Source organism: Actinosynnema sp. NPDC002837, from assembly GCF_040295345.1.
Taxonomy (GTDB): domain Bacteria; phylum Actinomycetota; class Actinomycetes; order Mycobacteriales; family Pseudonocardiaceae; genus Actinosynnema.
Genome location: NZ_JBEOVG010000007.1, coordinates 104858 through 131123, shown reverse-complemented (window position 1 = coordinate 131123; position 26266 = coordinate 104858). Strand labels below are relative to the sequence as shown.

Below are 26266 nucleotides of genomic sequence, written 5' to 3'. Positions count from 1 at the left end.
GGTGGCCGGCGACTTGCTCAAGGGAGCACGCAGGCACCTGTCCGAGTGGATTCGGGCCCACGAAGGGGCGATTGTCACTACCTTCGCACCCATGAGTTCCCCGGACGAGGACGAGGTGCTGCTCGACGCGGCCCGCGCCGTGCGACCGTACCTGTCCGAACTGGTCGGGCAGCCCACCGCGGCCGAGTTGGACGCGGAGTTGGCGGCGCTGTTGGCGTCGGCTCGGGGCGGGCACGCGGTGGCGGATCGAGTGGCGGAGATGCTGTCGCGGTCCACCGAGGTCCAGGCGTGGGCCGCCGGGTTCCTCGAGCACGGCTGCCCGCCCGAGGTCGCGGAGTTGCGCGAGCGGGCGTTCCAGGGGCTGCCGGGTGTGCCCGAAGCGCCGTCCCCGGACAAGTTCCGGTGCCCGGAGGGTGACTACGTGTTCTACCGACGGGCCGTCGGCGTTCGCGTGCCGCCGTGCCCGACGCACAAGACCCCGCTGGAGCGGTGATGCTCACCGCCTTCTGGCAGGGCGTCGGGTCGAAGCTGGCCGATCGCTGGTCGTCGACGGCGGTGGGGTCGCTGGTGTTCTGGGCGCTCGGGCTCGGCGCGCTGGCGTGGCGCTTCGGGTTCGGCGCCGCCGTGACGACGGTGAGCACCTGGATCTCGGCGCGGCCCGCCCTCGTGCAGGGCGCGCTGGTGGTCGGGGCGCTCGTCGTGGTGGCGGGCTCGGCGAGCCTGGTCGCTCGCGTGACGCTGCCGGTGACACAGGTGTTGGAAGGCTACGGCTGGCCCTTCTGGCTGCGCTGGCCGCTGGTGAGGTGGACGGCTTGGCGCGTCCGTCGGGCCGAGGAGCGATTTCAACGGGCCGAGGCGCTGAAGGAGGACGAGTCGCTGAGCGGCGTGGCGCGGCGGCGCTCGGTCGACCGGACGGCGCGGCTGGAGCTCTGGCTGAGGAGGTTCCCGACGGAAGCCGACCTCCAGGAGCCGGCCAGGCTGATGCCGACCCGGCTGGGCAACGTCCTGCGCGCCGCCGAGACCCGACCGACCGACAAGTACGGGTTGGACGCGGTGATCTGCTGGCCGCGACTGTGGTTGTGCATGCCCGACACGGCGCGCCAGGAGTTGACCGCCGCGCGCGGCGCTTTGGACACCGCGATCGGAGCGTGTTGTTGGGCGGCGTTGTTCGTCGTGTGGACACCGTGGCAACCCGTCGCGCTCCCCGCGGCCGTGGTGTTCGCCGTCGTGGCGTACCGGCTGTGGGCGGTTCCCCGGGCAGCCGCCTACGGGGAACTGGTCGAGGCGGCGTTCGACCTGCACCGGGGCGAGCTGTACACCGCCCTGCGCTGGCCCAGGCCCGAGAACCCCGCGCAGGAGCACGGCGCGGGCAAGGCGGTGACGTCATACCTCTGGCGCGGCAGTGACGCCGAGAAACCCGTGTTCGAGGCACCCTCTTCATGAGCGCACCTCCCGACCTCGTGGCAGCACGGCTGCGGGCGATCCGCTCGGGCACGAGTTGGAACCCCCCCGCACCGGTGGACATCGACTGGGCAGCGGCCTACGACAACGGGATGCGCTTGGTGGACCGGTTCAACCGCACCTATGACGGTGACGCGCTGGCCGAAGGCTTGGCATGGCTGGAGTCCGCCTTGGTGGTGGCCGGACCGGACGACCTGTTCGTCACCGTCGCCCACTACGCCCAAGCCGAGCGGCTGCACCGGGAGTGGGCGGGCCAGTACGGCAGGCGCGACGAGGAGCGCGCCGCCAACGAGCGGTCGCTGCTGGCCGCCGAGGCGGCGCTGGCGCTGGCCGAGGCCGCCGGCACGGACCGGCTCTACCACCAGCTTTTGATCGCCGGCGCCCTCCGCGTCCGCGCGTCGACCGACCGTCGGCCGGACGACCTGGACGACGCGATCGCGCTGCTGGACGGCGCGATCAGGTTGGTGCCGCCGCGCCATCCCGACTACCCGACCGCGCTGAACATCCTCGGCAACTGCCTGCGCGAGCGTTTCGAGGCCGGAGGCGACCGTGCCGACATCGACCGGGCGGTCGCTCTCCAGCGGGAGGTCGTCGACCGTCATGGGCCCGGTGGGCCGTCGGCGTTCCAGCGGAGCCTCGCGCGCAGTCTCGCCGCGCGGGCTCGGCGCACCGGCCTGCCGGCCGACATCGACGCCGCGATCGAGTGGTTCGACGAAGCGCTGCGGCACGGCGCCCACCTCGCGAACGAGGGTCCGAGCACGGCCAACACGGTGGGTGGCCTGCGTTTCAACCGCTATGTCGTGTCCGGTGACATCTCCGACCTGGAACTGGCCATCGACCGGTTCGAGCAGGCACTCGACTCGGCGCCGCGGGAATCCCCGAGCTATGCGTGGTACCTGCGCAACGTCGCGGTGACCTTGACCGAGCGGTTCGAGTTCAGCCCCGACATCGCCGATCTCGACCGCGCGATCGAGCTGCACGCGCAGGCGCTCGCGCTCGTCCCGGCGGACCACCCGATGCGCGCGTCGTTCCTGGAGATGCTCGGCCACGCACTGGTGTTGCGAGCGACGAACGCCGACGACCCCTCGTCGCTCGCCCGAGCGATACCGCTCCTGGAGGAAGCCCTGGAGTCGGCGGACACCGGCCATCGGCCGGCCGTGTTGATCGGACTGGCCACGGCTCTCGTGTTGCGAGGGGTGGGTACCGGTGCGCGTGCCGACTTCGACCGCGCGGTCGCTCTCAGCGGCGAAGCCGCGGAGCTGGACGACCGTGACTCCACCATCAACCACAGCCTGAGCCTCGGCCGCCATGCCTGGGCGTTGGCCCAGCGGCACGACCAGTTCGCCGAGAGCGGGGATCGGGACGCCGCCACCGCCCGGTTCCGCCTCGCCTACGACAGGGGCATGTCGACCATGCCCCCTGCCGCTCTGCGCACCGCCGTCCAGTGGGGCGACTGGGCGGCCCGGAACGCGGACTGGGAACTCGCCGCCGAAGCGTTCGGCAAGGCCATCGTCGCGGCACGGCTGCTGGCGGCCACGCAGCTCCACCCGCGCACGCACTTCGTCCGGCTGAACCACACCGGCGCGCTCCCCGTCCGCGCCGCCTACGCGCTGGCCAAGCTGGGCCGCCACGAGGAAGCGCTGCTCACCCTGGAACAGGGCCGGGCCAGGCTGTTGTCGGAGACGCTCGAACGGGACAACGCCGACCTGAGCTCCCTCGGCGGCGAACTGCGCGACCGGTTCCGGGCCGCGGCGGCACGCGTCCGGCAGCTGCGCGTCTCACCCCTGTCCGAGGACCCCGGGTTGACCCAGCACGAGGCCAAGCGAGTCCGCGCCGAGTTCGACGAGGTGCTGGCCGAAGTCCGGCGGGTCCCGGGCCACGAGAGGTTCCTGCTGCCGGCCGAGGACCTCGACACGGACGCCTTGGGCGAGCCGGTCGGGTTCCTCGTCGCCACACCGGCCGGTGGTCTGGCCCTCGTCGCTTCCGCCGAACGCGACCCTCTCGCGATCTGGCTGCCGGACCTCGTTTCCGACGCCCTGCTCGACCGGGTGCACGGCTACCTCGACGCCTACCGCGATCGCGGCGCCGACCCGGCCGCGTGGCTGGGCGCGATCGACGACGTCACCCGGTGGGCGTGGGACACGACGATGGGGCCGCTGCTGGCGGAGCTGTACTCGACGCCGCGGATCCGGTTGGTCCCGACCGGGCTGCTCGGCCTGCTCCCGCTGCACGCCGCCTGGCGCCCCGGCGAATCCGGTCGGCGTTACGCGGGCGACCAGGTGCTGATCACCTACAGCCCGACCCTGCGCCGAGCGCGGGAGGACCCCGGCCCCGCCGACAGCCTGCTCGTCGTCACCGAGCCCGCCTCGACGCGTGCGACGCCCCTGCTCTTCGCGTCGGTCGAGGCCGACGCGGCGTGTGCGGCCTTCCCCCGCCATCGGCGGCTCGACTCGGTGTCGGCGACTCCTCGGGCGGTGTTGGAGAACCTCGGCCGGCACGGGGTCCTGCACTTCGCGTGCCACGGGTCGGCGCAGTTGACCGACCCGCTGTCGAGCGGGCTGCTGCTCGCCGGGAACCGGACGCTGACGCTGCACGAGATCCTGGGCCTCGGCGCGGTGCGGGCCAGGCTCGCGGTCTTCTCCGCGTGCGAGACGGGGATCGGCGGCACCATCCTGGTGGAGGAAGCCATCAGCCTGCCCGCGGTGACGCTCCAGACCGGGGTGACCGGCGCGGTCGGCTCGTTGTGGGCGGTGCCCGACTTGGCGACCGCGTTGCTCATGGCGGCCTTCTACGACAGCTGGCCGCACAGCCTGCCGGACCCGGCCGCGGCGCTGCGCGAAGCGCAACAGTGGGTCCGCGACAGCGACAACGCCACCAAACTCGACCGCTTCCCGCACCTGCTCCGCGATGTCCACGACCGGATGCCGCCCGCTGCCCGTCGCCTGTGGCTCACCGCACGGCCCCACACCCATCCTTACCACTGGGCGGCGTTCGCGCTGTGGGGCCGCTGAACGGACACGGTGCCGGAGGAAACAACGCGGGCGAACCCGGTATCCGGTCAGAGGGAGGGGACATGGTGGCTCAGGAGGACGACGGGCTGGCGCGACTGGTCGAGATCGTCGCGGGGCTGCGCGCGGAACTCGAGGGGACGACGCCCTCGGCCGAGCTGAGGCGGGAGGCGCTGCTGGCCGAGGCCGCGCTGGCGACGTTCCACCGGTTCCGCGAGGACGGGGACCTCGACGACATCGACGAGGTGATCAGACTCGTCAAGGAGCTGTGCGAGCTCACCCGACCGCCCCGCCGCGAACCGTACGCGTTCGTGCTCAGGGACACCGCGGCGGAGAAAGGGCGGCTGACCGGGAACCTGGACGACGTCCGGGACGCGTTCTACGGGTTCCACCTCGACGATCCGCCGTTCGAGGACGAGGCGCTGCGGGAGGACGTCCTGCGGCAGATCGCGCAGATCGACCAGGACCGCTTGACCGAGCTGACCGAACGGGCCCAGGACCTCCACGCACGGCTGGAACGGCACCGCACCCGCAGGAGGCGCAACGCCGCCCAGACCGCGGACGCGGCGGAGGTCGCGGGCGAGCTGGCCGGCACGCTGGCCGCGATCTACTCGCTCACCGACGTGGTCGAGGACGCGGTGTCGGCCGTCCAGCACTACCGGTTGGCCATGGACTTGGCCGAGCCGGGCAGTCGCGTCCACTGCGTGGCGGCCAACGACATGGCGGTCCTGCTGCGGACGCTCTTCTACGTGAGCGGCGACGTCCGGACCGTCCACGAGGCCGTGTGGGCCATGGAACAGGCCGCGACAGCGCTGGACGACGACGATCCGGCACTGCCCTCGGTTCTCAGCAACCTCGGCGCCGTCGAAGCGCTCCTTCACGAGCAGACGGGCGAGCCGGAGTACCTCGACCGGGCCGTGGACTCGTCCCGGCGAGCCTTCGAACTCACCCCGGCGGACTCCGAGGACCTCCTCGGACACCGGTCGAACCTCGGCGCGGTGCTGCTGGACCGCTACCACGCCGCGGGCGACGTCACCGACCTGGACGACGCGATCGCGCTGTTCGAGACGTCCGTTGCCGCCGCGGCGAAGGACCGGACCTCGTCCGACTACCTCTCCCGCGTCAACCTCGGCTCCGCTCTCATGGCGCGCTATCGCCTGACCGGCGACCTCGGCGCCGCGTTCCGCGCCCTTGAGATGCAGGAAGCGGCGCTGGAGCACACACCGCGGAAGACCGGATTCGGCTACGAGAGCGCGCTGGGCAACGTGGGCGCCACGCTCAACGAGCTCTACCGGAGCACCGGTGACCCGGGTTTGCTGGATCGGGCGATCGAGGCCCTGCGCGGCGCAGCCGAGTTCGCCCCCGCCGACAGCGCCGACCTCGCCGTCATCCACATGAATCTCGCCGTCGCCTTGGAGGCCAAGGCGCAGCGGGACCACGACACCGAAATCCTGATGGAGGCCCTGACGGCGATCAGGGCAGCGCTGGACCGCCTTCCGCCGGAGTCGCCGCGCTACGCCGTGGCGGTGTCGAACTACGGGTGGCTGCTGTCGACGTTCTACGAGGCGAGCGCCGACCCCGCCGCCCTCGACGAGTCCGTGCGGGCGCTGGAGTTCGGACTGGAGGGCTTCGGTCCCGACGAACCGTCCCGGGTCAACACCCTGCACAACCTCGTGCGAGCGCTGGGCAGTCGTTCGCTGCTGACCGGCAGCCCCGCCGATCTGGAACGCGCGGTCGCGCTCGTCCGGGAGGTGGTCGACGACCTCGCGGACCTGCCCGCGGCGATCGTGCTGACCATGAGCGACACCTTCGCCGGGGTGGCGATGCGGGCGGGCGACCCGCCACTGGCGATCACCATCTACCAGCACGCGTTAGGACTGCGCGACCGGCTCTACCGCACCATGCCGGGTCGGTGGGAACGCGAAGTCTGGCTGCGCGAGGCCGGGAACCTGCCGTCCGACGCCGCGTACGCGCTGGCTCGTCACGGCGATCTGCGGGCCGCGGTGCTCGTGCTGGACCGCGGGCGGGCGATGGCGCTCTCGGAGAACCTGGAGCGCGACTTCGCCGACCTGGCCGCGCTCGCCGCGGCAGGGCACGACGCGCTCGTCGCCGAGTACGAGGAAGCGGCCGCCGCCGTGCGGCAGGTGGAACAGGCGGACCTGGCCGCACGGCAGGGCGCGGAGGCGTTCGCGCGGCTGCGCGATGCCGCGGGTCGGAAGCTCACGTCGGTCATCGACCGGATCAGGGCGCTGCCGGGCCAGGAGGGCTTCCTCCGCGTGCCCGATGCCCTGCCGGTCACCGGCGCCGACGACGCCGTGGTGTACCTCGTGGCCGCCGACCTCGGCGGGGTGGCGCTGATCGCCCGGAACGGGAGCGTGTCGGCGGTGTGGCTGCCCGACCTGCGCGACGCCGTCCTGGCGACGACCGTGGCGGAGCTGCGGTCGGCGTACGACGCCCGGCACGAGGACCGGCGGCGCTGGTTCGACCGGCTCGACGCGGCCTGCTCCTGGTCGTGGACGGCCGTCATGGGCCCGCTGCTGGAGGTCCTGGAGCCGGTGCGGGAACTGTGCCTGATCCCCGACGGGGCGCTCGCCTCCCTGCCGCTGCACGCGGCGTGGACGCCCGGCACCGACCGTCCCGGCGGTCGCCGCCACGCGGGCGACGAGGCGCTCATCACCTACGCGGTGTCCGACGGCATGCGCCGGTGGGCGGCGCGAACCCGGTCGCAGACGCGGACGGAGTCCGTCCTCGCGGTCGAGTCCCCGGACTCGGACCTGCCCTCCGCGACCGCCGAGGTGAACCGGGTCGTGGGCCGATTCGCCGAGGCCACCAGGCTTGCGGGCGGCGCGGCGACCCGGTCGGCCGTCCTGTCGGCCTTGACGGCGTGCGACGTGGCGCACTTCGTCTGCCACGGCCGTTCCGGCGGGGCCGAGCCGTTGCGCGGCGGGCTGCTCATGAGCGACGGGATCCTCACCCTGGAGGACCTGCTCCAGCTCCGCACCGTGCGGTCGCGCCTCGCGATCCTGTCGGCGTGCGAGACCGGGCTCGCGGGCACGGACCTGCCCGACGAGTTCCTGAGCCTGGCGACCCGGCTGCTCCAGACGGGATTCGCCGGGGTGGTCGCGTCGCAGTGGGCCGTTCCCGACCGGGCGACGACCCTGCTCATGGCGAAGTTCCACGCCTGCTGGCGGTCCGAGTGCACGGAGCCGGCCGCGGCCTTGCAGGTGGCCCGGAACTGGCTGCGCGACAGCACCAACGCGGACTTCGCCGACGAGTTCCCCGACCTGGTCGCGGTGCCTCCCGGTCTGGGTCGGCTCGGGCACCGGCTCTGGGCCGGGACCCGGCCGTACGCGCATCCGTACTACTGGGGATCGTTCTTCCTCACCGGGGTGTGAGCCGCCGCCCCCTGTGCTTGGACGGCGCACTGTCCACGCAGAAGCCCAACGCCTCGTTCCCTAGGACAACAGCCATTCGCCGGGGAACGCCGCCAAGACGGCTGCCAACGCGCCCGAAGTCCGGCCGCGCACCACCAGAAACCCGCTCCCGATGACGCGGACCACCGCGTCGTGGTTCGCGTACCAGCGCGAATCACCCACCTCCGGCACGGCCAACGCCGCGAACACGCGCTCGACCCGCAGCCGCTCCTCCTCGCCCTCCAGCTCACGGCAGTCGGTCAACCCGTCTTCGAGGAGCAGCGACTCGGCCAGCACCATCTCCACGCACGCCAGCGAGAACCGGTCGACGAACGGCTCCCACATCTCCACGCGCTTGTCGGCGAGATCCGGTCGCACGAACACCGGCGGGTCGTCCCCGGACAGCGCCACGCCCCAGTACGCGCACGCCTGGTTCTCCACCCGGTGCACGAGCACGCCGTCCCACACCTTCAGCTCGTCCGGTCTGAGCAGCTCGTCCTGGTTGCTGGTCAGGTCGGTTCGCCGGCCGAACAGCGCGTACGCCTCCCGCACCGCTGCGGGCAGCCGCACACCGAGCCGTTCCTCGGCCTCGTCGACGGCGCACCCGTCGTCGACGCCCAGCGGCGTCACGAAATGCTCGGCGTACTCACGCACGAACCGCCAGGCGCCGTCCCGATCGACCGCCGCCCGCTCCACCGCCGCCGCGATGTCGAACCCCATGCGGCGACACCTTATCGACAGCCGCGGTTCGGGTCTGCAGGTCGCTGTGATCGCCCTCGGACTCGGTGATCGGCTGACCGCCGCCCTGCCGCTCACCGAGATCGCGGCACTGTGGCGCCGGGCCGCGCCGCAGGCAACCGACGGGCGGAGTGCCTTCTCGGCTCAGTGCGGAGGACGGGCGTCCTCGTCGCACTGGTCCGACAGTTCACCCGGTCGAGTGGAACCGATGCGGGCGGAGACCGGGGCCACGGCGGCGGGGTCAGACGATCATCGACGGCCAGGGCCAGCGGCGGACGCGGTAGGGCAGCCACCAGGCGAAGGCGTCCACGGTGCCGACGAGCCCTTCGTCGATGAGGTGGGCCAGGACGTCCGGGGGGATCGAGTCCGACCGCGCGCCCGGCATCAGGGTTTCCACCGCGGCGAGGTACTCGGGATCGTCGATGACGAAGCGCGACAGGTCACCCGCCCGGCGGTCCCTGACCTCCAGGAAGCCCGGACCGTGCCGGTGGATGCACTTGCACAGGTAGTACGTGCTCCGCCACTGCTCCAGGACCGCGTCGGCGTCGGGGTGGTCCGGCAGGGCGCGCGGCGGGTGGAAGTGGTTCAGGCGGGCCCAGACGTCCTGGTTCCGGCCGGAGATCATGGTCCAGTCGTAGGCGACGCTCCAACTGGTCAGCTCACGCAGGAAGACCATGAGCCACACCAGGGTCCTGGCGTCCATCCCGCCGGAGAGGTCCACCGGGCTGCCGACGGAGACCTTGCGGACGCCCCTGGCGTACAGGTCCGCGGCCGTGGCCTGCGGGTCGCCCGACGCGGGCTGCTCCCCCATCGCCAACTCCGGCAGGTGCAGGACGGCGTCGTCGTGGTCGCGCCAGAGCAGCAGCGGGACCGGGGCGGGGCGGTGGTCGAATGCCTCGACGGCGGCGGTCACGCGGGCACCTCCTCGATGTCGGGCCGGGTGTGCTCCGGTTCGGCGTCGAGCCGGGGCAGTTTCATCAGGTCCTGGTTGCGGGCGATCGGCGCCACGTGCACGTAGGTGTCGCACTCGGTGAACAGCACCCCGAGCCGCAGCCACTCCGCCAGGGCGTCGGCGATCCGACCAGGGTCGGCGTCCAGCCCCGCCGCGGCGAGCTTGCGCGACAGCGCGCCCGGCGCGTGCGGTTGGTCGAGCAGCCGGAACAGCGCGATGTCCCACGGGTCGTCCAGCCACCGGCTGGTCCAGTCGAAGTCCGCGCGGCGGCTGACGAGCAGGATCCGGTCGCCCAGGTCGGTGTGGCTGAGCCTGCTGGTGGGGAACTCGCGCTGCCACCGCTCGGCGGCGTCGCGCAGCCGGTCCCCGACGTCCTCGCCCACGCCGAGCGAGTCGGAGGTGAACAGGTAGGCCAGGTCCATCAGCTCGGTCCGCGGGAGGTCGTAGTTCATCGCGTACTGCGTGCCGGGCCCCAGGTCGGCGAACCCGAGCTCCGGGCGGTTGAAGTACGGGCTGAACCGCTCGATGACGATCCGCGCGACGCCCTCCACCGGCGGCAGGTGGTGCAGGGCGGGCATCTGCTCGATCACCGGCAGGTAGTCGTCCTCGGTCTCGCCCGGGAAGCCGTAGAGGTAGTTCCACGCGATGGACAGGCCCTCCGACGCCGCGTCGCGCAGCATCCGCACGTTGTGGCAGCCCGTCACGCCCTTGTCCATGATCTTGAGGACCCGGCTGTTCAGGTTCTCGACGCCGGGTTGCACGTTGACCAACCCGGCCGCGGCGAGCGTGGCGAGCTGGCCGCGGTTCATGTTCGACTTGATCTCGTACTGCATGCGCAGGTCGTACCCGGACTCGATGATCGCGGGCAGCAGGGTGCGCACGTAGTTCATGTCCAGGATGTTGTCCACGACGAACATGTCCAGCACCTGGTGCTTGCGCACCAGCTCGACGATCTCGTCCCAGAAGACGTCCGGGCTCTTGCTGCGGAACTGCATGAACGACCCGTTGAGCCCGCAGAACGTGCAGTGGTGCTTCTCGCCCCACCAGCAGCCGCGAGCGCCTTCCACGACCAGCTTCGGGTCCAGCCAGTCGCGCACCACCGACTCGTCGAGGCGCTCGAAGTAGCCGTCGTACTCCGGCGCCACGATCTGCGCGGGCGCCAGCGGTGTGGTCACCATGGGGTTGACCACCGCCGCGCCGTCGTCGTCCCGCCAGCACAGGCCGGGCACCGCGGTCGGCGGGTCGCCGGCGCGCATCGCCCGGACCAGGGCGGGGAAGGAGACCTCGCCCTCACCGCGCAGCACGTAGTCGACGAACGGGAAGTTGCGGTGGATCGCCTCGCCCTGCACGCCGTCGCAGTTCGCCCCGCCCATGGCCACGCGGACGTGCGGCAGGATCCGCTTGAGCTCCTTGGCCACCGCCAGCGCGGGCACGTTCTGCTGGAAGGTGGACGTGAACCCGACCAGGTCCGGGTTGCGCTCGGCGATGCGCCGAGCGGTCTGCGCGACGAACTCGGGCGCGGTCTCGTGCAGCTCCAAGGACATCGCGCGCTGCTCGTCCGGCATCGGCACCAGCTCGGCCAGCTCGTCCTCACGCCAGTGCGGGTCGTCGTAGAGCGCCGAGGTGAACACCCAGTCGCCGACGCCCTGGAAGTAGGTGTCGAGCGAGTAGAAGTAGTAGTCGCGGACGGTGAACGACCTGCGCTCGGCGATCCAGTCCACGTAGTCCAGGTTGGCGTGCACGACCTCGACCGAGGTACCGGGGACCTCGCGGCGCACCGCCGTGCTCAGGATGCCCAGCGCCAGCGAGGGCACGTCTATCAGTGCCCACGGCATGTTGACCAGAACGATTCGCACTGCGGCTCGCTTTCGTCGTGCTCGCGTCTGTGGTGTCCGGATCCGGTAGGGGTGGGAGGCGGGCGATCGGGTACCGCCCGCCTCTGCCACCTGGGTGGCGTGCCGTCAGAAGCTGACCTTGACGGACACGCTCACCTCGACACCGCGGCTCTGGTCGCGGTTGCCGCTGATCGGGTCGTTCTTGATGACGCGCTTGCGCATGTGGTCACCTCCCTCCGGTGGTCGGGGCGCACGGGTCCGGCCCGGTGCCGGGGCCCTCGTTCATCCCGTCTTCGCGGGGGCGGAGATCTCCCGCCCCCCGAGTGCCGTCGCGACGAAGCTCACGACGGAGCCGATGATCTGGCGGTGGACCGCGTCGGTCCGGCCCTCGTGGCCGGACGGGGTCCACTGGAGCTCGTGCTCGACGCCGTGCGCCTCCAGCGCCGCGACGTAAGCGGCGACCTGGTCCGGCGGGCAGCGGTCGTCCTCGGTGGCGGCCAGGACCAGCACCGGCGCCCGCACGGAGGCGACGTGGGACATCGGGGACGCCGCGGCGTACGCGGCGGGCCGCTGGTCGGGGTCCCCGCCGAAGATGCGCCGGTCGAGGGCCCGCACGGCGGGAGTCGCGCCTCGGTAGGCGGCGACGTAGTCCGCGATCGGGTTGACCGCCGCGACCGCGTGCCACAGCTCCGGCTGGACGCCCGCGGCGAGCAGGGCGAGGTAGCCGCCCCACGACGTGCCCACCACCGCCGTGCGGTCCTCGTCGGCCACGCCCGCGGCGACCAGGTGCTCGCGCACGGCGGCGAGGTCGAACAGCTGCGTGTGGCCGGGCCCGTCGGAGAAGTCGTTGCGCCAGGCCGGGCCGTAGCCCGTCGAGCCGCGGTAGTTCGGCCTGGCCACGGTGCAGCCGATGCCCGTGAAGACCGAGACCAGGCCGTCGTAGGCGTCGCGGGCGGCGGCGTGCGGGCCACCGTGCAGCAGGAACACGGTGGGGTGCGGTCCGGGCGAGTCCGGCGCGGTGAGCAGCGTGTGCACGGGTCCGGCCGGGGTGTCGACCCACACCTCGCTCGTCACGCCCGCCACGGTCGCGTTCCGCGGGCCGAGCGACCACCGTCCCGAGGCGGTGCGCAGGTGCGGCGGGTGCGTCGCGTCGGTCCACACGTAGTGCAGGTCGCCGTCGGGCTGCACCTGGGCGGCCAGGATGCTGCCGCGCGGCGTCGGCACGGGCGCGTCGGCCCGCCGCTCCAGGTCGAGCTCGCGCAGTTCGGACCGGGCGTGCCGGTCCCGGCGCACCAGGACCCGCCGCCCGTCGGGGTACCAGGTCGGCGCGATCTCGGTGTCGGAGTCGAACCACCGCAGCTCGCGGACGCCGCCGTCCGGGGTCCACTCGGCCAGGCGGTACGCGGTGTCGTCAGAGGTGGTCAGCAGCAGCCGTGCCGGGCCTTCGACCGGGGCGAACCCCGAGACCCACAGGGCTCGTCCCGGCAACCGCAGCGGCAGCCGTTCGCCGGTGGCCAGGTCCAGCACCACCGCCGGCACCGGGTCCTCGGCGTCGCGGGCGAGCACGGCGAAGCGGCCGGAGTGGGACAGGTCGACGAGCGTGGTGTGGCCGTCGAAGTCGCCGACGTGGTCCACCCGGCCGTCCGGGCTCCTCCGGTAGACCGAGAGGCCGTCGTGGCCGACGCCGACCGCGGCGGTGCCGTCCGCGGACATGGCGAGCCCGGCCGCGCGCCCGGGCGGCAACCCGGCGTCCTCGGAGTCGCCGCCGCCGAACGGGGTGATCCGCCAGCGGCCGACCCCGGTGAGGTCGTCGTCGAACCACCACACGTGAGCGCCGGTCGGGTCGATCGCGCAGCCGACGGTGCCCTGCGGTCGGTCGGTGACCTGACGCGCGCCCGCGGCGGACCAGGCGAACACCTCGCACCGGCCGTCCGCGTCGCCGGTGTGGACGGCGCGGTCGGGCGCGAACTCGGCGAAGGCGGGCACCTCCGGGAAGAACACCTGGACGTCGATCTTCACGGCGGTCACTCCTCAACCGGCTCGGGGGTGCGGTCGGCCGCGGACGACGCCGCCAGGGATCGCACGGTCGCGGTCGTGTAGAGCGCGATCGCGACCAGCGCCGCCCCGAGCACCGCGGCGACGAAGGCCGGGGCGAGCGCGGCGACGAGCACGCCCGCGACCAGGGGCGCCACCGCGCCGGTGCCCTCCCCGACGACGCCCAGCGCGGTCCCGACCCGGCCCTGCATCCCGTCCGGGGTGCTGGTGATCGCCTTGCTCTGGAACGCGATGCTCAGCGCGGGGGTGAGGGCCGACACCGCGGCCAGCAGGATGCCCATCACCACCGGCGGCGGGGTGGTGGTGAACCCGAACGCGACGAGGACGACCAGCCACGAAACGACCAGGACCAGGCGGGTCGGGGCGAAGCGGCGCAGGAAGAAGGGCGCGACCAGCGCCCCGCACAGGCCCGCCACCCCCGCCGCGGTGAGCAGCAGGCCGATGGTCGCGGCGGACGCGCCGTGCAGGCGCGCGACGAGGATGACGTGGAAGTACAGCGCGCCCAGCACCAGGTTGACGCCCCCGGCCCACGTGACCATGAACCGCAGGAACGGCTCGGCCCACAGGAACCGCACGCCGTCGGCGAAGTCCCGCAGGAAGAAGGACTTGCGGTCCTCGGTCCGCGCCGGTCGCAGCTCCGAGCTGAGCAGGCCCGCGCACAGGGCGGTGACCGTGTAGGAGAAGGCGTGGACGAGGAAGGGCGCCCACGGCGCGAACTGGTACAGGCCACCGCCGATGCCCGGTCCCGCGAGCTTGGCGGCCTTCTCCCTGGCCTGCAGGGCGCCGAGCGCGCCCTCCGGGTCGTCCTTCGGGAGGATCGCGCGGATGGCGCCCGACGCGGCCGCCGCGTAGCAGGCGGTGGCCACGCCCTCGACGACCGCGGCGGCGAACAGCACCGGCAACGACGCCCGGCCCGTGAGCACCACGAGCGCGATCACCGTCGCCGCGCAGGCCGCGACCAGGGCGGAGACCACCATCATCGGCCGGCGCGGCACGCGGTCCGCGTAGACGCCCGCCACCGGGGAGACCAGCACCTCGGCCAGACCGACCACCGTGCCCAGCACACCCGCCGTCACCGGCGAGCCGCCGAGCAGCAGGACCAGCACGGGCAGCACCAGCGCCGAGGCGTGCGAGCCGAGCAGGGCGGCCGCGCCACCGAGCCAGAACAGCCGGAAGTCCCGGTGTCCGCGCACGCTGGTACCGACCACCGACATCCGTCGTTCTCCCGTCTTCCGCGATCACGAAATCAAATCCATGCGACGAACAGAGTCCGGCGAGGGGTTCAAGACCGCACTTTTCGGCGGTAAAACGAGACTGGAGCCAGCCTTATCTCGGGTCCGACAACCACCGTTCCACCAGGGCGGTGGATGCTTCCCCGGAATTTATACATGCCCCGCCAAGACTCGTCATGCACCCCGGCAGAGCAATTCCGCTGGCGTACGGACCAGGGATAACTCCGGCGGATGCCACCCGCGCGGAGATCCGAAGCAATGGGCTTCGTTCGGTATTGCGAAACCGCGGCGGCCCGGCGATCCTGCGCCCGCCGAAATCATCGTCAATGCAGGTAGCGGAGGTACGAGCGCAAGAGGCGCGCTCACGGTGGCGGCTGCCGTCCACCGTGACTTCGACCGGCACGGCATGACGACCGGCTGCGCCGCCCCAAGACGGCGCAGCCGGCCGAGTCCCCCGTCAGCCGGTTGTCGTCCGGTCGAACACCCGAGCCGGTTCGGGCGCGGTTGCGCCCGACGCCGGAACCGCGTTGCACCGTTGCTACCACCGCGTTCGACCACCCGGTACGTCTTCGCATACCGCGAGAATCGTTCCTTGACGTTGCCGGGGCCGGTTGCGATCCTTGTTTTTTCGCGCGAGTGTCCTACCGTCCGCAGACAGGGGCACGAAATGGCCGTGGACATGTCTTTCCTGATCGCGGATCCGGATTATTACGAACCGTGGGACACCATCGATCCCGGCGTGCGCTATTCCCCCGCGCACGCGCCCGAGGGGTGGACGCGGCTGCACGACGGCGCGTGGACCCACTGGGGACCACCCGGGCTCGTCCTGCCCGACCAGGGCTGGAAGGTGCACGTGTCCAGCTCCCTGCGCAACGCGCAGTCCGTGCTGGCGATCGTGTCGTCGGCGTGCGTCGAACTCGGGGTGCCGTTCAAGCACCTCGCGGGCGAGCGCACCTTCCTCATCGCGCACGACAAGCACGCCGCCAGGCCGCAGAGCGGCAAGTTCTGCACCCTGTACCCGCCCACCGAAGAGCGCGCGCTGCTGCTGATGAGGCGCCTGTCGGCGGACCTGGCCGGTGTCGACGGGCCGTTCGTGCTCACGGACCGGCGATTCGGCGACAGCACGTGCGTGTCCTACCGGTATGGCGCGTTCCGCGGCCGCAGCAGGGTCGACGCGGACGGCAACCACGTGCCGACCATGACCCGTCCGGACGGGCAGGTCACGGACGACGAGCGCGGGCCCGCCTTTCGCCTGCCGCACGGCGTCTCCGACCCGTTCCGCGAGACCACGCCCGCGCGTGCCGCCGGACCGGTCACCATGCACGGCTACACGTTCGACTCCGTGCTGCGGCACAGCAACGCCGGTGGCGCCTACCGGTTCCGCACCGGCGACGGCGCCACCGTGTTCGTCAAGGAAGCCAGAGCGCACAACGGTTACACCGCGGACGGCGTCGACGCGAAGACCCGGTTGGCCGAGGAATATCTGGTGTTGCGCGAGGTCCACGCCCGCGCACCCGGCGTGTGCCCGCGGCCGGTGGAGCTGTTCCACCACTGGGAGCACAGCTACCTCGTCTCCGAGTTCATCCCGGGCGGGTCGCTGTACCGGTGGATGGTGACGAACAACCCCGCGGTGCTCGACGACGCGGACGCGGCGGCGTACGCCGGGTACCACGAGCGCTGCCTCGGGCTCCTCGACCAGCTCGACGCGCAGCTGCGCGCGTTGCACGACCTGGGTTTCGTGTTCATCGACCTCAGCCCCACCAACGTCCTCGTCGACGACGAGGACCGCGTCCGGCTGGTCGACTTCGAGGCGGTGCAGCCCGTCGACCGCGTGCGGCGGTACATGGGCACACCGGGCTACCTGCACCCGGACCCGCGGGCCGTGGCCGAGCACGACCCGGCGGAACTCGACCGGTACGGGTTGTCGGCGCTGGCGCTGCTCCTGGTGTTCCCGCTGCACGAAGTGGCCGAACGCCACCCGGCCGCGCTCGACCACCTGCACGCGGACCTGGCCGAGGCAGCTCCCGTCGAGCCACGGTTGTGGCGGTGGGCCACGCACTGCCACGAACGCGGCGAGGACACCCGCCTGCCCACCCCTGCCGCCGTTCGGGCGGACCCGATCGCCGCGCTGCACGACCTGGCCGAGCGAACCGCCGACGCCATCGAGGAGATGGCGCAGCCGGACCACCCGGCACGGGTCTACCCCACCGTCCCGCTCGGGCACCAGACGAACACCCGGGCGTTGGCCGCGGGCACCGCGGGCGTGGTGCACGCGCTGCACCGCGCGGGTCGCGCGATCGACCCGGCGATCGTCCGGAGGCTGCGCGACGAATCGTTGGCGTCAGCCGAGACCACCGCACCCGGCCTGCTCCACGGCAGTGCGGGCATCGCGGGCGTGCTGGCCGAACTCGGCGAGGGTGACGCGGCCGAGAAGCTGCTCGACGAGGCAGCCGCACATCGCCTCAACCACACCTCCGGCACGTTGGGCGGCGGCGCGGCGGGCACCGCGCTCGGCTTGCTGGCCCATCACCGGCGCACCGGTGGACAGCGTTGGCTGGACTTGGCCTCGGGGCTGCTCGAACGCGTGCCGGACGGTGACGAGCTGACCGCCCGCCTGGGTGCGTCCACCCGCTCCGGACTGGTCAGCGGGCGGGCGGGTGTGGCGCTCGCGCTGTACCACCTGCACCGCGCCACCGGGGACGATCGGCTGTTCGCGCGCGGCATGCGGCTGCTGGGCGAGGAACTCGCCTACGCCGTGCCCCTGCCGGGCGGTGGCGTGGGCTTCCGCGTCGCCCGCAACGACCGGCGCGTCTACCCCTACCTGTTCGCGGGCAGCGCGGGTTACGCCTGGGTCCTGTCCCGCTTCCTCGCGCACCGGCCGGACGCGGAGTTCGACGTGCCCGTCGACGTCGACCTGACCGCCACCGAGGTGCTGTCGCGGTGCCTGGACGCGTGCACGGCCCGCTTCACGGTGTTCCCCGGCCTGTTCCCGGGGCTGGCGGGCCTCGTGACGACGCTGGCCGACGCCGGCAGGCGGCTCGACCGGCCCGACCTCGTGGACGCCGCGCTGTCCAGCGCCCGCGGCCTGTTCAGGCACGCGGTGCCGCACGGGAGCGGAGCAGGCTGGCTCGGCGAGCCAGGTCAGCGGATCTCCACCGACCTGTGGTCGGGCGGAGCCGGCGTCCTGGTCGCCCTGCGACTCCTGCTCGACGCCCTCCAGACTCCCCCGGCACCACGTCGAGGGGACACGGGTGGAAGGAGTGATCAGCATGGAGGAAGTCCTGTCCTTGCAAGCTGAGGTGGCGCCGGAGGACGACCTCATGGCGTGCAACGTGCTCACCATGAGCAGTCGAGGCAGCGTCTGCCTGTGACGCCACCGCTCGTCGCCGCTTGTCGGGCACCGGCACCGCGCCCGGCAAGCAGCGACGCGTGTTCCCGCACGCGTTCCGCCCCGGAACGGCACACGTCCCTCGAGACCTGGCCGCTGCCGCGCCGACTCCGCACGTCCCGTCGGGGTCAGGCGCCTTCCTGGTTGGTGGTCAGGAGGCGGGCGAGCCAGTCGGTGCGGGTTCGGCGGGCGGTGGTCGAGATGCGCGCCTGCGGGTAGAGGGCGTCGAAACCGTGGAAGCCGCCCGACCAGACGTGGAGTTCGGCTTCGCCGCCGGCGGCCCAGATGCGGGTGGCGTAGTCGGTGGCCTCGTCGCGGAAGACCTCCGCGGAGCCGGTGTCGACGTAGGTGGGCGGCAGGCCCGAGAGGTCCTCGGCCAGCGCGGGTGAGACGTAGGCGGGCACCTCGTCGCCGCTGAGGTCACCGAGGAGGGCGCGCCAGCCGAACGCGTTCATCTCGCCGGTCCACACACCGGGCACGCCGGAGTACTGGCGGCTGGACGTGCTGGTGTTGCGGTGGTCGAGCATGGGGCAGATCAACACCTGCGCGGCGATCGCCGAGGTGCCGAGGTCACGTGCCAGCAAGGTGAGGCCGGCGGCCAAGCCGCCACCCGCGCTCGCGCCGGCCACGATGATCCGCGCGGGGTCGACGCCCAGTTCGGCGGCGTGCTCGGCGACCCAGAGCAGTCCACGGTGGCAGTCCTCGACGGGCGTGGTGCCGGTGGCCTCCGGTGCGAGCCGGTACTCCGCGGAGACGACGACCGCGCCGAACTCGTCGAGCCACTCCAGCGGGATGTCGATCTGCGAGAACCGGTCGCCCATGACCATGCCGCCACCGTGCATCCAGTACACGCAGGGGGCGGCGGGGGCGCGGTGCGAGGGGCTGAAGATCGACAGGTGGATCGGGGCGCCGTCCTCGGCCGGCACGGTGACCTCGCGCCGGTCGACCTGCCGGTGGGCGAGGAGGGGTTCGAGGGGCGTGGAGGGGTACTGGCGCAGTTGCGCCAGGACTTCCGCGTCGAGCCGGGGCACGAGGGGCATCCCGGCCAGCAGTTCGCGCAGCTCGGGGTCCAGGGCGGGGCGGGCGGTCGTCATGTCATCGCCTTTCGTCGGGTGGTGCGGGAGGGTCGGGCGGGAAGCGGGCCGCGTCACCGGGACGGGAAGGCGGCCTTGCCGCGGACCGGGACCTGGTCGCCGTACACGGGCTCCCCGACCAGCAGCTCGCCGATCCGGGCCACGATGGCCCGGGCGGCCTCGCCGGCGAAGGCCCGGTGGTGGTCCTCCTCGCTGGTCCAGCCCTCGATGACGTGCACGACGTCGGGATCGGACGCGGAGCGCGAGACCAGGTAGACGACGCAGTGCTCGCTCGCGCCGGGGCTCCCCTCGTCCAGGCCGGTCAGCAGGAGGTCGACCAGCCGGTCGCCCAGGCCGGGAGCGGCCGTCAGGGTGGCGCTGAAGCCGTAGGTGGCGATCATGTGTTTTCCTCTCAGCGAGGGACTGTGCTGCCGCCATTCAACCCGTCTGAGCAGGGAAAACGTAGAACTATCCTCTCTACGACTTGCACGATCCTCTCAACTTCGAGAGTTTCGGACTCGAAAGGTGCTGCAATGGGCGCATGTGCCTCGAAGAGCTCCGCGCGCTGCTGACCCGACACGCCGGACCCGACTGGACCACCGCCATCGACGGCGTCCTCATCTCGAAGGTCGACCGGCCCGACCCACCCGCGCCCTCCATGTCGGGCACGGTCCTCGCGGTCATCGCCCAAGGCGCGAAACGCCTCGCCCTGGGCGACCGGATCTACGAGTACGGCCCCGGGCAGTACCTGGTGGCCTCCGTCGACCTGCCCGTCACCGGGCAGTTCACCCGCGCGGACCCCGAGCAGCCGGCGCTCGGCTTCGGCCTCGTGCTGGAACCCTCCGCCATCGCCGAACTGCTGCTGCAAGCCGGTCCCGGCGACCTACCGCGGGCCGGTGAGGGCATCCCGTCGGGGATCGCCGTCAGCGACGCCTCCGCCGAGCTGATCGAAGCGGTGGTCCGGTTGCTGCGCCTGCTCGACGAGCCCCGCGACCGGGCCGTGCTGGCGCCGCTGGTCAAACGCGAGATCCTCTGGCGCGTGATCACCGGCGAGCAGGGGGCGACGGTTCGCCAGCTCGGGCTGGCCGACAGCGGCCTCAGCCACGTCTCACGGGCCGTGCGCTGGATCCGCGAGCACTACGCGCAGCCCTTCCGGGTCGACGACGTGGCGCGCATGTCCGGCATGAGCACCTCCGCGTTCTACCGCAACTTCCAGGCGGTGACCGCGATGAGCCCCATCCAGTTCCAGAAGCAGATCCGGTTGCAGGAGGCCCGGCTGCTGCTAGCCACCCACCCGGGCGATGTCACGGCGGTCGGCCGCCGGGTCGGCTACGACAACCCGTCGCAGTTCAGCCGGGAGTACCGCCGCCTGTTCGGCGAGCCCCCGAGCCGGGACGCGGCCCGCCTGCGGGAGGTCCGGCGCGCCCCGGCGGGGGTGCTGACGTGATCGGGGGCGGAAGCGGGAAGAGGATCGTGCCAGACGAAGGCAGGATCGTTCTATCGTTTCAGCAGGTCAGGGCGATTGAATGGGATCACCGCTGCTCCTTCGGCGAAGAAGGAGCCGGACTTGTCGAGTCCCACCAGACTGCGCGGAGCACCCATGAAAACGGTCCTGATCACTGGCACCTCCTCCGGTTACGGACGGGAGACCGCCCTCCACTTCCACTCCCGGGGGTGGAACGTCATCGCGACGATGCGCACCCCGCGTGCGGACGTCCTCCCCCAGTCGGACCGGCTCCGCGTCGTCGGGCTCGACGTGACCGAGCCCCGGAGCATCGCCGCCGCGATCGAGGAGGCGGGTCCCGTCGACGTGCTGGTGAACAACGCGGGCGTCCCGTCGATCAGCGTGTTCGAGGGCACCTCCATGGCCCGCGTGCGGGAGGTGTTCGAGACCAACACGTTCGGCGTGATGGCGATGACCCAGGCGGTGCTGCCCCAGTTCCGCGAGCGCGGCTCCGGTGTGGTGGTCAACGTGACGTCCAGCGTGGTGCTGGGCCACATGCCGCTTTCCGCCGTCTACAAGGCGAGCAAGATGGCCGTCGAGGGGTTCACCGCGTCGCTCGCGCTCGAACTCGCGCCCTTCGGCGTGCGGGCGAAGGCGGTCCAGCCGGGCGCCTGCCTGACGACGAACTTCGCGGCCAGGGCGACGAACGGCACCTCGGTGGACGACCTGGTCCCGGCGCCCTACGCACCGTGGGCGAGGAAGGCCATGGCCGCCTTCACGAGCCAGGACATTTTCACCCAGGAAAGCGACGTCGCCGAGGCGGTGTGGCTGGCTGCTCACGACACGACCGGTCAACTGCGGTTCCCGGCCGGTCCCGACGCCGTCTGGCTCGCCCAGGCGAAGTGATCGTCCAGCGAGCCGGGTGAACCGACCTGGTGACGGCTGGACCGCTGGTCCGGCAATTGGGCGGACGCCGGGTGTGCACCGCGCCGGCCCGCTGAGCGGATGTCGTGCCCGGGCCCTGAGGACAGGACCATGCCCGTAGCCTACGGGCATGGGGAGATCACGGCAGTTGCCGTTGACCAGGGACGAGTTCGACAGCATCTACGCGAAGGTCACCCGGCTCACCGTCGAGGTGGTCATCAGGACCGAGGACGGTGTCCTGCTGACCCGGCGCGGGATCGAGCCGTGCCTGGGGCAGTGGCACCTGCCCGGCGGCACGGTGCTGTTCGGTGAGAGCCTCGTCGACGCGGTGCGACGGGTGGCGCGCGACGAGTTGGACGTCGAAGTCGCGGTCGGAGAGCAACTCGGCGTCATCGAGTACCCGAACCTGCTCGCCTCCGGCTACCGGGGTTGGCCGCTGGGCCTGGCCTTCGACACCCGCATCGTCTCGGGAGTGCCCACGCGCACCGAGCAGAGCGAGCACATCGCCTACTTCCGGACCCTGCCCCACGACGTCATGCACGACCAGGCCGTGTTCATCACCGGCCGCGGGCTGGCCGCCCCCGCCGGGACCTGATCACCGCCCGCTCGGCGTGTTGCCCGTCTTCGTGTTGTCGACGGCGGGCGGCGATGCCGATGGGCGTGTAGGCGCTGCCGGCAACCGGCCGACCTCGGACACGGGGTGGCCCACCGCCCCCGCGATCCGGTCTTCGCCATCGTCAACGGGTCACCGCAGGCGATGGCGGGACGAACTCGCCCGGGCGGTCACGGTCGTGGTGGCGGTGTGCGCGTCGTCCGCCGCGTGATGACCCGGGTGGGGCGTGGGGAGGATCGCGGCCAGGTCCCTTGATCCCCGGCTTGCGGTGACTCGCCGTCGGCGATGTCGTCGTCCTTGGCGGAGGTCGGCAACGACTGTCCAACTCGGACTGTCGGCGCGACCGGGCCGACGTCGCCGGCTCCGTCAACCGGAGTTTCGTGATGGCGTCGCCCCGGTGGGGCTGCGGCCGGGTGGTCCTTGTGCCGAGGCGAGATTTCGCGCCCCGGCACAGAGTCGGACCAAGGCCGGGCGGACAGCTCGTCTCGACCGGGGTCGACGGACTACCCGAAGACCTCGTCGAGCAGGAGAGTGAACTCCCCTGCCGTCGGCACGCGGTCGGCCTCGAGCAAGACGATCACCCGGCCGAGAGCGGCGGGGACGGGCGCACCCGACGGTGTTATGAGCTTGCGGCACGATTGGGCGGCGTGATGGCGGTTGCCGACGGTGAAGTGAGCCCCTGCCGCCTCGCGCAGCAGCAGCGCGGCGCGGTCGACCTCGCCCCGAGGCCAGTGCGAGCTCGGCCCGGCAGTCCGCGACGTGGGCCCGTAGGAGTTGCCGGACCGCACGTACAGCGCGTGCGCCGGCCCGTGGTAGCGGTCGGCCTCTTCAAGGCTGCCCAACGCCAGGCTCGCCCGGCCCAGCAGGTTGTACGTGCTCGCCGTGCCCGCGTCGTCGTCCAGCTCCACGTACAGGCTCAGGGCGTGCAGAGCGGTGCCGAGGGCCTTCTCGAACGCGCCGGACCGCTGTTCCACGCCGCCGAGGCCGTCGACCGCGTTCGCCCGACCCGCCGGGTCGTCGATCCGGTCGAGGATGGCGAGCACGGCTCGGACTGCGTCGTCGACCGTTCGTAGTCGCCGTTCTCGCAGTACGCGCGCGCCAGGGACTGGCGAAGCCGCACCTCGACGTGCCCGTCGCCTCGCGGCTTACCGCGTCGACCGCCTCCACGTGGGTGCTGAGCCAGTCCTGCCGGCGGGCGCCCGGGTAGGCGAAGTCGGACATGGCCCACGCCAGTTGCCACGTGTACGGGCGCAGATCCCGTCGGTCGCCGTCGTGATCGCCGCCGGCACGTTGTCGTACTCCTCCGCGAACCACCACAATGCCGCTGCGCTGTCGCGGACGTTGTCCAGAATGAGCAGCAGGTCCCGCCCGTCCACCACGCTGCGCAGGTAGGCGCCGCGACCGTCCGCGTCGGGTGGGATCGGCCGCGTCGGCACGTGCAGCGCGTCCAGCACCATCCGGACGGCCGCGTCGGGCGCCACGGCGGGTCCGCGCGGGTCGAAACCGTGCAGGTCCACGTAGACCTGCCCGTCGGGCAACAGGTCCCGCGCCGACCCGCCCCACAGGTGGTCGTTTCCGATGTCCACGTCGATCCGGTCGTAGAAGTCCGGGCCGGTCGCGCAGGAAGCGTGAGAACAGCGCTTTCCGTTCCGGATCGAAGTGCGATTCGCACTGGAACGACTTGTCGACGAATCGAACCGAACGACCCGACCGAGGCCGTGACGTCGTCAACTGTTGCGGCACGGCGATGAGGATTCGTTGGATCAGCGTTGCATCGCCTGCTCACGGGAGGGCGACGCGGTGGGGACAGTCGCGTGTCGTGGCGGCGGTATCGGGTGAGGTTGGGGTTCGGCTTGGCGACCGCCTGTTACCGGCAGGGCCTGCCCGGCAGCGGTCGGTGGAGGACCTGGGCACCGATCCCGGCCTTGCCCTGCGAGTCGCACCAGCGCATCCGCACCGCCGACGCTCGTGGCCGAACAGCCGGGCGAGGCTGTTCGCCCTTTCGGGTGCAGAGATTCGAGTGCGGACAACCGCAGGTGCAAGTCCTCGGGGCTGAGGACGGCGCACCGCCTGAGCAGTGCCGGGCCGTGGGTTGGCCCTCGCGGCGCGACGGCGGCGAACACCAGCAGTAACGATACCAGCCAAGTGGCGATAACTGCCGTGTCACCGCAGGTGGCTGTCACGAAGTTGTGTAGTGTACCCTATTCTACGCCTCCAGGCGTAGAATGGATTGGAGGCTTCAGTTGTCGCCAAGCACGCCACTCGCCACAAGGTCAAGTGCCATCGATCTCAGTGTGGTGAATTTGCGCGTCTTGCTCTCCAGCAAGTCGTCGCGCGTGGACGCGGCCGTCGCGTCGATTGTGGCGAGGGTCCACAATACGACCCTGTCCGCAGATACGCAGGGACAACGTGACTAGCGTTCACAACTCTGTCGACCTCGTTCCGCAGGGAGACGGCTGCTTGCTGTCCGAGGCGTTCTTCGCGGAAGTGTGCGAAGGCCCGGTGCGCGGCGAGGTGATGCACGTCCTTCGCCGCATCGAGAACACCCAGCGCAAGCTGCTCATTCTCGGATTCGAACGGGAAACGCGCGAGCGGGCCGACGTCGAAGTGCTCGTCCCGGACCTGGGGGAAGCCTGGGACCTCCTTCTCCTCGCCGAGGACGCGGCACCGGGTGTGGTCGATGAGGTCATCATGTTCCCGACCGTCGGCCTGTGGTTCAGACGGGCCCTTGAGACCGTCGTCGACGGACACGTCGACACACCCGCGAAGCGGGCGGAGATCGGGGTCGTGCACGCGGTCGCAGCCGCTGCCGCCCTGCGAGCCGGGTTGTCGTTCGACATCAGGGTGCCGGTCACCCAGGGCGTCGTCAGCCTGCCCACAGTGGGGCAGTACGAGATCGCCGTCGACCCTTCGGTCGACTTCGTGCCGCTGCACCACTCGGAAGCGGGCACGAAGGTGGAGCACGTCAAGTTCCGACCGGTCCGCAGACACCGTTCGACGGCGTCGGGAGTGGTGCTGGAGGTGGTCTTCGAAGACACCGACCCGCACCGGGCGTTCGCGGACAACCCCGCCGCGCCGGATCCGCTCAGCGACACCGAGTTCGAGCGCTGGTGCGCTCAGCTCGACGCCGCCTGGGAGACCCTGGTCGGATGGGATCGACGTTACGCTGAAGAGTTGTCCGTCGGGCTCCTGAGCCTGGCACCGCTCACCCGCGAGGGCAAGCTGGTCGGCGCCTCCTCGGCGTCGGCGTTCGGCGCGATAGCGCTGTGCGAGAAGCCATCGGCCGACGAACTCGCCGACGCGCTCGTGCACGAACTCCAGCACTCCAAGCTGAACGCGGTCCTGGAGTGCGCGAGTCTGCATCGGACGGACGAAGTGGACTACTTCTACGCGCCCTGGCGTGACGACCCCAGGCCCTTGAACGGTGTCCTGCACGGGATCTACGCGTTCACCAGCGTGGTCGAGTTCTGGCGCGCACGACGCGGCCTGGTCTCGGAGGGCCGGGCCGCGAAAGCCGACTACGCCTTCGTCCTCAGAGCTCTGCAAGTGCGCATGGCCATCGACGACATCGCCTCCACGGCACAGCTCAACCACTGGGGACGGATCTTCCTGGACAAGCTGTCGAGCCGCCTGGCCGTCTGCGAGGACGACCTGACGGAGGCCGATCGCACCGGCCCCGTCGCGAAGCTCGTCGCCGATCACCGCGCCCTGTGGCGCGTCAGGCACGTCGTGCCGGACGGACCGGGCATCGCCCGACTCGCCGACGCCTACCTCGCCGGCGAGGCGAAACTCACGGGGTCCACCCTGGACCACCGGATCGCGGAGGAACCCGTGCCCGGTGCGTCGGATCGCGCGCCGCTGTTCAAAGCCCAAGCCCTCGGTCTGGCGACCACCCACGCGGACCCAGCCGATCTCGCGTGCGCGGCCGGCGACGTCGAGGCGGCCACCGCCGCCTATCGACGACGCCTGGAAGCCGACCCCGATGACGAACAGGCGTGGGCCGGTCTCACGCTCACCCTGAACACCGCTCGGCCAGAGGTCGCCCGCGCGCTGCACCGGGAACTCCGGACGCGTGCCGTCGATCGCCCGGACCCGGTGCGGCTGGCCGGGTGGTCGGCGGGCTGAGCGGC

The 26266-nt window shown here is 71.7% G+C and carries 18 protein-coding genes; 9 read left to right on the top strand and 9 right to left on the bottom strand.

Annotated features, from left to right (window positions below):
• The first annotated feature begins 91 nt into the window (after window positions 1-91).
• From ABTZ99_RS07835 to ABTZ99_RS07820, 4 genes are all read left to right on the top strand, one after another.
• The gene (locus tag ABTZ99_RS07835) at window positions 92-493 is read left to right on the top strand and encodes a hypothetical protein (RefSeq protein ID WP_499609241.1); all 402 of its coding nucleotides are present in this window, start codon (window positions 92-94) and stop codon (window positions 491-493) included.
• Entirely contained in the window at window positions 493-1443 is a 951-nt protein-coding gene (locus ABTZ99_RS07830) for a hypothetical protein (RefSeq protein WP_499609238.1), read from the top strand. Before ABTZ99_RS07835 ends, ABTZ99_RS07830 begins: the two co-directional genes overlap by 1 nt.
• Window positions 1440-4472, top strand: coding sequence for a CHAT domain-containing protein (locus ABTZ99_RS07825; RefSeq protein WP_499609235.1), 3033 nt, complete (start codon window positions 1440-1442; stop codon window positions 4470-4472). Before ABTZ99_RS07830 ends, ABTZ99_RS07825 begins: the two co-directional genes overlap by 4 nt.
• 62 nt (window positions 4473-4534) lie before the next feature.
• A complete protein-coding gene (locus ABTZ99_RS07820) occupies window positions 4535-7864 on the top strand; it encodes a CHAT domain-containing protein (protein WP_499609233.1) in 3330 nt (1109 codons plus the stop codon).
• A 60-nt stretch (window positions 7865-7924) separates the two neighbouring features.
• On the opposite strand, the gene ABTZ99_RS07815 is transcribed toward ABTZ99_RS07820, so the two are convergent.
• The 5 genes from ABTZ99_RS07815 to ABTZ99_RS07795 all read right to left on the bottom strand — a co-directional run bounded on the left by ABTZ99_RS07815 (window position 7925) and on the right by ABTZ99_RS07795 (window position 14676).
• Window positions 7925-8602 carry a hypothetical protein gene (locus tag ABTZ99_RS07815; protein WP_499609231.1) on the bottom strand — a complete coding sequence of 226 codons (678 nt, stop codon included), beginning with the start codon at window positions 8600-8602 and terminating at the stop codon, window positions 7925-7927.
• 259 nt (window positions 8603-8861) lie between these two features.
• Window positions 8862-9533, bottom strand: coding sequence for a DUF5825 family protein (locus ABTZ99_RS07810; RefSeq protein ID WP_499609228.1), 672 nt, complete (start codon window positions 9531-9533; stop codon window positions 8862-8864).
• Window positions 9530-11428 carry a RiPP maturation radical SAM C-methyltransferase gene (locus ABTZ99_RS07805; protein ID WP_499609225.1) on the bottom strand — a complete coding sequence of 633 codons (1899 nt, stop codon included), beginning with the start codon at window positions 11426-11428 and terminating at the stop codon, window positions 9530-9532. The genes ABTZ99_RS07810 and ABTZ99_RS07805 overlap by 4 nt, the downstream gene beginning before the upstream one ends.
• A 261-nt stretch (window positions 11429-11689) precedes the next feature.
• Entirely contained in the window at window positions 11690-13426 is a 1737-nt protein-coding gene (locus tag ABTZ99_RS07800) for a S9 family peptidase (RefSeq protein WP_499609222.1), read from the bottom strand.
• A 5-nt stretch (window positions 13427-13431) separates the two neighbouring features.
• Window positions 13432-14676 (bottom strand): MFS transporter, encoded by a 1245-nt coding sequence (locus ABTZ99_RS07795; RefSeq protein ID WP_499609219.1) that lies wholly within the window; start codon window positions 14674-14676, stop codon window positions 13432-13434.
• Window positions 14677-15373: 697 nt separating this feature from the next.
• On the opposite strand from ABTZ99_RS07795, the gene lanKC reads away from it, so the two are divergent.
• Window positions 15374-17992 carry a class III lanthionine synthetase LanKC gene (gene lanKC / locus ABTZ99_RS07790; protein WP_499609216.1) on the top strand — a complete coding sequence of 873 codons (2619 nt, stop codon included), beginning with the start codon at window positions 15374-15376 and terminating at the stop codon, window positions 17990-17992.
• Window positions 17993-18210: 218 nt separating this feature from the next.
• Here the strand turns inward: lanKC and ABTZ99_RS07785 are convergent, their stop codons facing one another.
• Together ABTZ99_RS07785 and ABTZ99_RS07780 are read right to left on the bottom strand one after the other, a co-directional pair.
• Window positions 18211-19176 (bottom strand): alpha/beta hydrolase, encoded by a 966-nt coding sequence (locus tag ABTZ99_RS07785; RefSeq protein WP_499609214.1) that lies wholly within the window; start codon window positions 19174-19176, stop codon window positions 18211-18213.
• Window positions 19177-19229: 53 nt separating this feature from the next.
• Window positions 19230-19556, bottom strand: a complete 327-nt coding sequence (locus tag ABTZ99_RS07780; protein WP_498777957.1) for a putative quinol monooxygenase — start codon at window positions 19554-19556, stop codon at window positions 19230-19232.
• 140 nt (window positions 19557-19696) lie between these two features.
• Between ABTZ99_RS07780 and ABTZ99_RS07775 the strand changes: the two genes are divergently transcribed.
• From ABTZ99_RS07775 to ABTZ99_RS07765, 3 genes are all read left to right on the top strand, one after another.
• Entirely contained in the window at window positions 19697-20602 is a 906-nt protein-coding gene (locus ABTZ99_RS07775) for an AraC family transcriptional regulator (protein ID WP_498777959.1), read from the top strand.
• Window positions 20603-20755: 153 nt separating this feature from the next.
• Complete coding sequence (locus ABTZ99_RS07770; protein ID WP_499609211.1) at window positions 20756-21505, top strand: SDR family oxidoreductase; 750 nt, start codon at window positions 20756-20758, stop codon at window positions 21503-21505.
• 148 nt (window positions 21506-21653) lie between these two features.
• Window positions 21654-22118, top strand: a complete 465-nt coding sequence (locus tag ABTZ99_RS07765; protein ID WP_498777963.1) for an NUDIX hydrolase — start codon at window positions 21654-21656, stop codon at window positions 22116-22118.
• A 521-nt stretch (window positions 22119-22639) separates the two neighbouring features.
• Here ABTZ99_RS07765 and ABTZ99_RS07760 read toward each other — a convergent pair.
• Together ABTZ99_RS07760 and ABTZ99_RS07755 are read right to left on the bottom strand one after the other, a co-directional pair.
• Complete coding sequence (locus tag ABTZ99_RS07760) at window positions 22640-23179, bottom strand: tetratricopeptide repeat protein (RefSeq protein WP_499609208.1); 540 nt, start codon at window positions 23177-23179, stop codon at window positions 22640-22642.
• Between the two features lie 102 nt (window positions 23180-23281).
• Entirely contained in the window at window positions 23282-23722 is a 441-nt protein-coding gene (locus ABTZ99_RS07755) for a hypothetical protein (protein WP_498777967.1), read from the bottom strand.
• A 772-nt stretch (window positions 23723-24494) separates the two neighbouring features.
• Between ABTZ99_RS07755 and ABTZ99_RS07750 the strand changes: the two genes are divergently transcribed.
• Entirely contained in the window at window positions 24495-26261 is a 1767-nt protein-coding gene (locus tag ABTZ99_RS07750; protein WP_498777969.1) for an aKG-HExxH-type peptide beta-hydroxylase, read from the top strand.
• Window positions 26262-26266 lie beyond the last annotated feature (5 nt).